Source organism: Salinicola salarius, from assembly GCF_002179555.1.
GTDB lineage: Bacteria > Pseudomonadota > Gammaproteobacteria > Pseudomonadales > Halomonadaceae > Salinicola > Salinicola salarius_A.
Genome location: NZ_NHOU01000057.1, coordinates 1 through 8,901 on the forward strand (window position 1 = coordinate 1; position 8,901 = coordinate 8,901).

Annotated in this window: 8 protein-coding genes and 1 tRNA gene; 7 read left to right on the forward strand and 2 right to left on the reverse strand. The window is 62.4% G+C overall.

What is annotated here, in order from left to right; genetic code table 11:
- Window positions 1-679: transposase (locus CCD76_RS18395; RefSeq protein WP_373419438.1), on the reverse strand; the 679-nt coding region annotated here is incomplete at its 3' end.
- A gap of 233 nt (window positions 680-912) precedes the next feature.
- Between CCD76_RS18395 and CCD76_RS20695 the strand changes: the two genes are divergently transcribed.
- A complete protein-coding gene (locus tag CCD76_RS20695) occupies window positions 913-1,302 on the forward strand; it encodes a site-specific integrase (RefSeq protein ID WP_087720974.1) in 390 nt (129 codons plus the stop codon).
- 52 nt (window positions 1,303-1,354) lie between these two features.
- Here the strand turns inward: CCD76_RS20695 and CCD76_RS18405 are convergent.
- Window positions 1,355-1,441 (reverse strand) — tRNA-Leu (locus tag CCD76_RS18405).
- A 134-nt stretch (window positions 1,442-1,575) separates the two neighbouring features.
- Here CCD76_RS18405 and queA point away from each other — a divergent pair.
- From queA to CCD76_RS18435, 6 genes are all read left to right on the forward strand, one after another.
- Window positions 1,576-2,613, forward strand: a complete 1,038-nt coding sequence (gene queA / locus CCD76_RS18410) for a tRNA preQ1(34) S-adenosylmethionine ribosyltransferase-isomerase QueA (protein ID WP_087720975.1) — start codon at window positions 1,576-1,578, stop codon at window positions 2,611-2,613.
- Between the two features lie 219 nt (window positions 2,614-2,832).
- Window positions 2,833-3,951 carry a tRNA guanosine(34) transglycosylase Tgt gene (gene tgt, locus CCD76_RS18415; RefSeq protein ID WP_087720976.1) on the forward strand — a complete coding sequence of 373 codons (1,119 nt, stop codon included), beginning with the start codon at window positions 2,833-2,835 and terminating at the stop codon, window positions 3,949-3,951.
- A 105-nt stretch (window positions 3,952-4,056) separates the two neighbouring features.
- Entirely contained in the window at window positions 4,057-4,389 is a 333-nt protein-coding gene (gene yajC / locus CCD76_RS18420; protein ID WP_087720977.1) for a preprotein translocase subunit YajC, read from the forward strand.
- Window positions 4,390-4,494: 105 nt separating this feature from the next.
- A complete protein-coding gene (gene secD, locus CCD76_RS18425; RefSeq protein WP_087720978.1) occupies window positions 4,495-6,342 on the forward strand; it encodes a protein translocase subunit SecD in 1,848 nt (615 codons plus the stop codon).
- A 12-nt stretch (window positions 6,343-6,354) separates the two neighbouring features.
- Window positions 6,355-7,260, forward strand: coding sequence for a protein translocase subunit SecF (gene secF, locus CCD76_RS18430; protein WP_087720979.1), 906 nt, complete (start codon window positions 6,355-6,357; stop codon window positions 7,258-7,260).
- A gap of 287 nt (window positions 7,261-7,547) precedes the next feature.
- Window positions 7,548-8,750: an AI-2E family transporter gene (locus CCD76_RS18435; protein WP_087720980.1), complete on the forward strand. Its 1,203-nt coding sequence runs from the start codon at window positions 7,548-7,550 to the stop codon at window positions 8,748-8,750.
- The last annotated feature ends 151 nt before the right edge of the window (window positions 8,751-8,901 follow it).

The window sequence follows — 8,901 nt, forward strand, 5'->3', positions numbered from 1 at the left end:
TGAGTCGCCGCACCAGATGCGGGATCCAGGTATCAGCGTTCTCGGCCGGGCCAGCGTTGCCCTCGCGCAGCAGGCCGCCCACCATGTCGCCGGTTTCTGCCAGCGAGGCAACCAGCGGCGAGTAGATGCGGGCACCGTAAAGCCCATGAAATGCCGAGCCGCCCTGGTGGCCATGGACCTCGATCGGCAGGCCGTCGATGTCCAGCGTCAGCTGCTTGGGCCATTCACCGTTCTGCAGCGAGGTCAGGCGCCAGACCACCAGCCGCAACAGGCCTTCATGCACGGCATCGATATTGTCGTTGCGGCCAAGGCAGCTCAGCAGCCGCGACAGCGTGGCTTGAGACGGCCGGTCCTGGGCCAGGGGCGTCATCCCTCGCGCATCACTGCAGGCCAACTGCCAGAGCGGGTCGCGGCGCAGCGTGTCGGTATCGCTAAGATCGATCCAGCCCATCGCCCGTTGCAGCACCAAAGTCCGCAACTGACTGGCCAGCGAATGAAGGATGCGCAGCGGGTGGCGTCGATCGACCAGATTGTCTTCCAGCGCCTCAATCACGCCGCTGTTGTCGAGGGCCTCACGCAACAGCAGAGCGCCGCTGTCGCTGGTAGTGCGCTGGCCGCTCAGCTCAACACGGACAGCGCCGTTGCATGAGGGCGTCCAGGTGGATAGGCTTTCACCCATAGCGGATGGCTCTCTTGGTTCAGATTCTTGGCGGAACACACTGAATTTTCAAGAGAATACCATCCGCTATCTTCGTTTTCGGGCCGGCCTCATGAATAAGCCGGGGTAACGCCGCCCGGGCAAGATTGAAGTGGACCCCATCCTTTGGACCACCTGACAGACGATTTAAGCTCTGACCGGATCATCATCAGGCGTCAGGCCGCCTGGGTCAGTGGCTGCTCTCGCTTGAGCCGATGAATGTTCACGGTGGCCGCATACTACTGCGACCAGACCAGACAAAGTCGGGAAAAGCCAGGGTGGTACCGGTGCCCAAGGACGCCAGACCTTGGCTTGAAGAGCTTCCGTTCGATACCACGTATGCCAAGCTACGGTGTGCTTGGGAGAATGCAAGACGCGATATCGGCCGGCCAGAACTCCGCTTTCATGACCTGCGGCATAGCTACGCGAGCCTTCTGGCTCAAGCCGGGGAAAGTATGACGACAGTTCGAGATCTGCTAGGCCATTCGAGCCTGATCGTGACGAGCCGCTACGCTCATATGTTCGATGGTGGGCTAGATGATATCGGTGCCCGATTGCCAAGCTTGAATGCGGCCTTCTGCGACCAAATTGCGACCAAGCATTAAACGAGACGAACACGAGAGGGAGGAAAGTGAAGCTAAGTTATTGATTGGGAAATGGTGCCGGCGGTCGGACTCGAACCGACACACTGTCTCCAGCGGCGGATTTTGAATCCGCTGCGTCTACCAATTCCGCCACGCCGGCAGCGGAGAGGCATTATACGGACACTCGGCCCGGCGTCAATCACCACGCTGACTTAATCGGTCGGGTGCTTTATGATGGCGCCCTTTCGAACGCTACCCGACCATCCTGATTCGAGCCGATACGCGACCTACGCCATGCAGCGCGCCGATTTTCATTTTGATCTGCCCGACGAGCTGATCGCTCGTTACCCTTCCGAACAGCGAACCGACTGTCGCCTGCTGTGCGTCGACGGTGAATCCGGTGCGCTGGAACATGCTCGCTTCCCCGATCTGTTGCCGAGGCTCGAACCCGGCGATGTGGTGGTATTCAATGATACCCGCGTGATTCCAGCACGCCTGTTCGGCCAGAAGGCGAGCGGCGGCAAGGTCGAGATGCTGCTGGAACGCCCGCTGGACGCCCATCGCGGGCTGGCTCATCTGCGTTCGAGCAAATCGCCCAAGCCAGGCACGGAGCTGATCTTCGAAGGCGATATACATGCCGTCGTCGAGGGCCGCCGAGACGCCTTGTTCGAACTGCGTTTCCTGGGCGAGACACCATTGATCGCCCTGCTCGAGCAGCACGGCCACATGCCGTTGCCGCCATACATCACCCGCGAGGACGAACTGGCGGACCGCGAGCGCTACCAGACCGTCTATGCCCGCCGCGAAGGCGCCGTGGCCGCCCCCACCGCCGGGCTGCACTTCGACGAGACGATGATGGAAGCCCTGCGCGCCAAAGGTGTCGAGACGGCCTTCGTCACGCTTCATGTCGGCGCCGGCACCTTTCAGCCGGTGCGCGTCGACGACATTCGCGAACATCACATGCACAGCGAGTGGCTGGAAGTCGATGAATCGGTCTGCGAACAGGTCAATCGCGCCCATGCCGCCGGCAACAAGGTCGTCGCCATCGGCACCACCAGCGTGCGTTGCCTGGAAACCGCCAGCCAGGGCGGCGATGGCGAGCTGGCGCCGTACCGTGGCGAGACCGATATCTTCATCTACCCCGGCTATCGCTGGCGCTGCGTGGATGCACTGGTCACCAACTTCCACCTGCCGGAATCGACGCTGTTGATGCTGGTCTCCTCGTTCGCCGGCTACGAGACCGTGATGCGCGCCTATCAGGAAGCCGTCGCCGAGCAGTACCGCTTCTTCAGCTATGGCGATGCGATGTTTTTGACTCGCCAGCCCAACTGATCCACAAACGCTTTGCACGCGGCTTCGGGCGCGTTGTCATAAGACGCAACTGAACCATACACGTTTTGCGCGCGATGTCAGGCGCGCCGATGTCACAGGCTTTGCGCGCGGCCTCGGGCGCGTCCATATCACAGGCTTTGCGCGCGGATTCGGGCGCGTTAAATCGCGCGGCTTCGGGCGCGTTAAATCAAGAGAGACACCATGCGAGACGAATGCTTCATGAAATTCGAGCGACTGGGCCAGGAAGGTCGCGCCCGTCGCGGCCGGCTGACCTTCCCGCGCGGCACGGTGGAAACGCCGGCCTTCATGCCGGTAGGTACCTACGGTACGGTCAAGGGCATGACGCCCAAGGATGTCGAGGCGATCGGCGCCGAGATCATCCTCGGTAACACTTTCCACCTGTGGCTACGGCCGGGCACCGAGGTGATCGAGGCCCACGGCGACCTGCATGGCTTCTCCCAGTGGCAAAAGCCGATCCTGACCGACTCCGGCGGCTTCCAGGTGTTCTCGCTCGGGGCAATGCGCAAGATCACCGAGCAGGGCGTGCATTTTCGCTCGCCGGTGGACGGCGCCAAGGTCTTCATGGGGCCGGAAGAGTCGATGGCAGTGCAGCGCTCGCTGGGTTCCGACGTGGTGATGATCTTCGACGAATGCACGCCCTACCCGGCCACCGAAGACGAGGCGCGAAAGTCGATGGAGCTGTCGCTGCGCTGGGCGGCCCGCTCTCGCGTGGCGCACGGAGATTCCCCCTCGGCGCTGTTCGGCATCGTTCAGGGCGGCATGTACCCCGACCTGCGCAAGCGCTCGCTCGAAGGGCTGCTGGAGATCGGCTTCGACGGCCTGGCGATCGGCGGTCTGTCGGTCGGCGAGCCCAAGGAAGAGATGATCGGCGTGCTGGATTATCTGCCGACCTGGATGCCGGAAGACAAGCCGCGCTACCTGATGGGCGTCGGCAAGCCGGAGGATCTGGTCGAGGGCGTACGTCGCGGTATCGACATGTTCGACTGCGTCATGCCGACCCGCAACGCCCGCAACGGCCACCTGTTCACCGCCGATGGCACCGTCAAGATTCGTAACGCGATTCATCGCCACGATACCAACCCGCTGGAAGCGGACTGCGACTGTTACACCTGCCAGCACTTTTCTCGCGGCTATCTACACCATCTGGATCGGTGTGGCGAAATGCTCGGTTCGATGCTCAATACGGTTCACAATCTTCGCTACTATCAGCGCCTGATGGCGGGTTTGCGCGGGGCTATCGAAGCGGGTACATTGGCCGACTTCGTAGCACAATTCTATCGGCGACGCGGACTGCCCGTGCCGCCCGGGGCCGATTGACAGGATTCAAACCGGCCGTCGGCCGGTGTACCGTTTCGTCAGTCTCATCCAGGTAACGGTTTCATTACACGACCATTTCCCTACACAACCTTCGGAGATACATCCATGCTGGACTTTTTCATCCCTGCGGCTCACGCCCAGGATGCGGGCGGCCCTGCCGGCGGTGGTATTGCCCAGATCATCATGCTGGTCGGCTTCGTGCTGATCTTCTACTTCCTGCTGTGGCGTCCGCAGTCCAAGCGCGCCAAGGAGCACAAGAAGTTGATCACCAACCTGTCCAAGGGTGACGAAATCGTGATCGGTGGCGGGCTGCTCGGCCGCATCACCAACGTGACCGACGATTTCATCAGCATGGAGATTGCCGAAGGCACCATCGTCAGCGTTCAGAAGAGCGCCGTGGCCTCCGTCCTCCCCAAAGGCACGTTGAAGTCGCTGTAATGCTCCTGGCTGCCGATGCTTCCCATCGGCAGCCATCTCTTTTTGCGACACTCTTCGCACGACGATCGTCGCCAGATCGTCATTGATTGAAAGGACAGGGCTTCCATGCTCAATCGTTACCCCCTGTGGAAGTATCTGCTGATACTCATCGTCTGTGTTGTCGGCGTCATCTACGCGTTACCCAATCTTTACCCACAGGACCCCGCCGTCCAGATCAGCACGACCAACGGTTCTCTCGGCGATCAGCAGCTCGACCGTGTCACCCGGGCGCTGGCCGAGGACGATATCCAGGTCAAATCGGCAGCGATGACCGGTAACAACACCGCCCTGATTCGGCTCGTCGACGCCGAACAGCAGCTTCCCGCCCGCGATGTGGTCGACGAAATACTCGACGACGACTACACCGTGGCGCTCAACCTCGCCGATTCCACGCCGTCCTGGCTGACCAGCCTCTCCGCGGCACCGATGAAACTCGGTCTCGATCTTCGTGGCGGGGTGCACTTCCTGCTCGAAGTCGACATGGACGCCGCCGTCGAACAGCGTCTCGAAGCAACCGCCAGCGCCATTCGTGCCGATCTTCGTGACGAGCGCATCCGCTACCGGTCCACCGACATCGACGACAACGCCCTGCATCTCGAATTCGCCAACAGCGAAGACCGCGATGCCGCCCGCGAGCAGATCAGCCAGACGTTCAACGAGTTCCAGCTGGAGAATCGCGAGGAGGGCCGCCGCGCGTTCCTCGACATGACGCTGACGGAGCAGTCGATCCAGGACATTCAGGATTACGCGGTCCAGCAGAACCTGACCACGATCCGCAATCGCGTCAACGAGCTCGGGGTTTCCGAACCGCTGGTCCAGCGCCAGGGCCCGAGTCGCATCGTGGTGGAACTGCCCGGCGTGCAGGATACCGCCGAGGCCAAGCGCATCGTCGGCGCCACCGCCAACCTCGAGTTCCGGCTCGAGGCACGCCCGGACACGCCGGACGCCGAAACCGAGACGTTCCCGTTCCGTAACAGCCCGCAGCGCACCGCGACGCTGTCGCGTGACGTGATCATCACCGGCGACCGCGTATCCAGCGCCAGCCAGGGCTTCGACCAGAACGGCCGCCCGCAGGTCAACATCAACCTCGACGGCACCGGCGGCTCGCTGATGAACCAGGCGACCCGCACCAACATCGGTCGCAACATGGCGGTGCTGTATATCGACCACAGCACCGAAATGCGCACCGTTACCCAGGATGGGCAGCAGGTTCAGGAGCGTATTCCGACGACGAGCCGCAGCATCATCAGCCTGGCGACGGTACAGAGTGCGCTCAGCAACCGGTTCCGCATCACCGGGCTGGACTCTCCGACCGAGGCCAGCGAACTGGCGCTGCTGCTGCGCTCCGGCTCGCTCGCCGCCCCGATCTACTTCGTTCAGGAACGCACCATCGGCCCCAGCCTTGGCGCCCAGAACATCGAGCGTGGCATCTTCTCGGTGATCGTCGGCGGCCTGCTGGTCGTAGCGTTCATGTTGATCCGCTACAAGGCCTTCGGCGTCATCGCCAACGCCGCGCTGGCGGTCAACCTGGTGCTGCTGATCGCGGCCATGTCGCTGCTTGGCGCCACGCTGACACTGCCCGGCATTGCCGGCATCGTGTTGACGCTCGGCATGGCGGTGGACGCCAACGTGCTGATCTACGAGCGCATCAGGGAGGAGCTCAGGCGCAAGACACCGGCGCAGCAGGCGATCCATGCCGGTTATGGCCGGGCCTTCACCTCGATCGTCGACGCCAACTTGACCACGCTGCTGGTCGCGGTGGTGCTGTTCTCGATCGGCACCGGCCCGGTGAAGGGCTTCGCCGTGACGCTGTCACTCGGCATCCTGACCTCGATGTTCACCGGCATTCTGGTGTCGCGTGCCCTCGTCAACCTCTCCATCGGCGGCAAGCCGGTGAAGAAACTGTGGATCTAGGAGACGCGAGCAATGCGCCAATTCGATTTCATGGGCAAGCGCCGCATCGCTTTCATCGTCTCGATCGTACTGACGATCGTATCGATAGCGGCCCTCGCCCTCCTGCATCTCAATCTCGGTCTCGACTTCACCGGCGGTACGGTCGTCGAGCTCCACTACGCCACGGTGCCCTCGCTCGACGAGATCCGCGCCCTGCTGGCCAACAGTGGTTTCGAGAACTTCTCGGTACAGACCTTTGGTGCCGCCGATGAAATTCTGGTGCGTCTGCAGCAGACCTTCAGCAACGACGTGGGCAGCCAGGTCGTCTCCGCGCTGAGCAGTAGCGGCGCCCAGATCGATCTGGTCCGCGCCGAGTTCGTCGGCGCCCAGGTCGGCGACCAGCTCCGCGATCAGAGCGGCCTGGGCATGCTGGTAGCACTGGCCGGCGTCGCGGTCTACGTCGCCTTCCGCTTCCAGTACAAGTTCGCCCTGTGCGCGATCATCTCGCTGGGACACGACGTGCTGATCGTGCTGGGTCTGTTCGCGCTGTTCCAGTGGGAGTTCGATCTCACAGTGCTCGCGGGGATCATGGCGGTCATTGGCTATTCGCTGAACGACACCATCATCGTCTACGACCGGATCCGCGAGAACATCCGCCTGTCCCGTAGCGACAATCTGGCCCAGATCTTCAACGAAGCCATCAACCAGACGCTGTCGCGCACCCTGGCGACATCCGGCACCACCTTGCTGGTCCTGTTCGCGCTGTTCTTCCTCGGCGGCGACATGATCCACAACTTCGCGATCTCGCTGATCCTGGGGATCGTGGCCGGCACGTTCTCCTCGGTCTATGTCGCCGCGGCGCTGCTGATCGTGTTCAAGCTGGAACGCCAGGACCTGATCCCGGTGAAGAAGGAAGAGGTCGAAGAAGAGCTGCCCTGATTCAGACATTCAGGACTAGCACCTTACTCGGCGACTCGGTCTATCTCGAAAGCCCCTCTTCGGAGGGGTTTTTTGATGCGTGCCTTTTCGATAGAGACCTCGACCTGATCGCGACGCGAGGCCCACATTTACCCCGGTTTCAGTACCGTTTTCATTAACGGCCCCGTTACCTGCACGGCGACGAGCGTGGAACGAATCCCGTGAGGTATGATGATTCGCTGCCGACTGGCATGCCGTTCGATTTCGCCCGGATAACCGGTTCCATCCGTCACGTTCACGAGTCTTTCATGGCCCCCATCTTTGCCGACAGCAGCGTCGCCCGCTGGCTTCTCGTGCTGGTGATGATCGCCGGCGTCTACTTCTTCATCGACTTTCTGATTCCCGTGCTGGCCGCGCTGATCATCTGCGTCGCCAGTTGGCCGCTCTATCAGCGGCTGTTGGCGAGTTGCGGCCAGCGCCGGGCCCTGGCCGCCAGCATCGCGCTGAGCCTGATCATTCTCTGCCTGGTGATCCCCATGGTGCTTGCCTGCTCCTACGCCTTCCAGGAACTGAAGGGCTGGGTCGGCTGGCTGATGGTCGCCAACGAGCGCGGCATTCCGACGCCCCCCTGGGTTGCATCTCTTCCGGGCATCGGAACCTGGCTGGCCGAGCAGTGGCAAGCGTCCCTGGCCGAACCCCACGCGCCGGAGTCTCTGATTCAACTGGTAGGCGGCGAGCATATCGGCAACATTTCCCGCTGGGTGCTCGCTCTTGGCAGCAATGCGCTGCATCTGGCGCTGACCCTGCTGTTCATGCTGATCACGCTGTTCTTTCTCTACCGGGATGGCGCCGGCATGGCGCGCCAGCTGGACATCGTCGGCGAACGGGTACTGCCGGCGCGCTGGCAGCGCTTCTCGCGCGTGGTGCCGGCGACGATCAGTTCGACCGTGATGGGCATGGGCCTGATTGCCCTCGGCGAAGGCCTGGTGCTCGGTACCGCCTACTGGATCGCCGGCATTCAGTCCCCGGTCGTGCTCGGCGTCATCACCGCGTTCATGGCGCTGGTGCCCGGTGGCGCGCCGCTGACGTTCACGCTGGTCTCGCTCTATCTGCTGGCAACCGGACACATGGCCAACGGCATCGGACTGTTCATCTGGGGCGCTTTCGAACTCTTCGTCGTCGACAAGACATTGCGCCCGCGCCTGGTAGGCGGCCCGATCAAGCTCCCGTTTCTGCCGACCTTCTTCGGTCTCGTGGGGGGCGTGAAAACCATGGGGATCGTCGGCCTGTTCGTCGGCCCGGTGCTGATGGCGCTGCTGGTCGCCAGCTGGCGGGAATGGCTGCATGACGACAGCGCCCCGGATGCCCCGTCGGAAGCCGAGCGCTGGGGCTACGGCAAGCGCAGACCGGCCGCCACGAGCCGCTCCTCCGCCACACGCCGAGACGATTCGAGGGGCATGCGAGCGGCGGCGAGCACGAACGCCGACGCCAATGCGGACATCAGCCGCTAGGGAACCACTGAATAATTCGGTTCTGGCCGGCTGAAACCTTCAGCGTGGTCAGATCATCGTCTCGGTGACCATTACATGACCACCTTCAAGTGGCCTGTTTTACCTGGTAGCCGAGATATTCGGCTGCCAAGCCGGATTCAAGACACACTGA

Coding starts and splice junctions, on each gene's coding strand:
- CCD76_RS20695 (WP_087720974.1), top strand. CDS start 913: ATGAATGTTCACGGTGGCCGCATACTACTGCGACCAGACCAGACAAAG.
- queA (WP_087720975.1), top strand. CDS start 1,576: ATGCAGCGCGCCGATTTTCATTTTGATCTGCCCGACGAGCTGATCGCT.
- tgt (WP_087720976.1), top strand. CDS start 2,833: ATGAAATTCGAGCGACTGGGCCAGGAAGGTCGCGCCCGTCGCGGCCGG.
- yajC (WP_087720977.1), top strand. CDS start 4,057: ATGCTGGACTTTTTCATCCCTGCGGCTCACGCCCAGGATGCGGGCGGC.
- secD (WP_087720978.1), top strand. CDS start 4,495: ATGCTCAATCGTTACCCCCTGTGGAAGTATCTGCTGATACTCATCGTC.
- secF (WP_087720979.1), top strand. CDS start 6,355: ATGCGCCAATTCGATTTCATGGGCAAGCGCCGCATCGCTTTCATCGTC.
- CCD76_RS18435 (WP_087720980.1), top strand. CDS start 7,548: ATGGCCCCCATCTTTGCCGACAGCAGCGTCGCCCGCTGGCTTCTCGTG.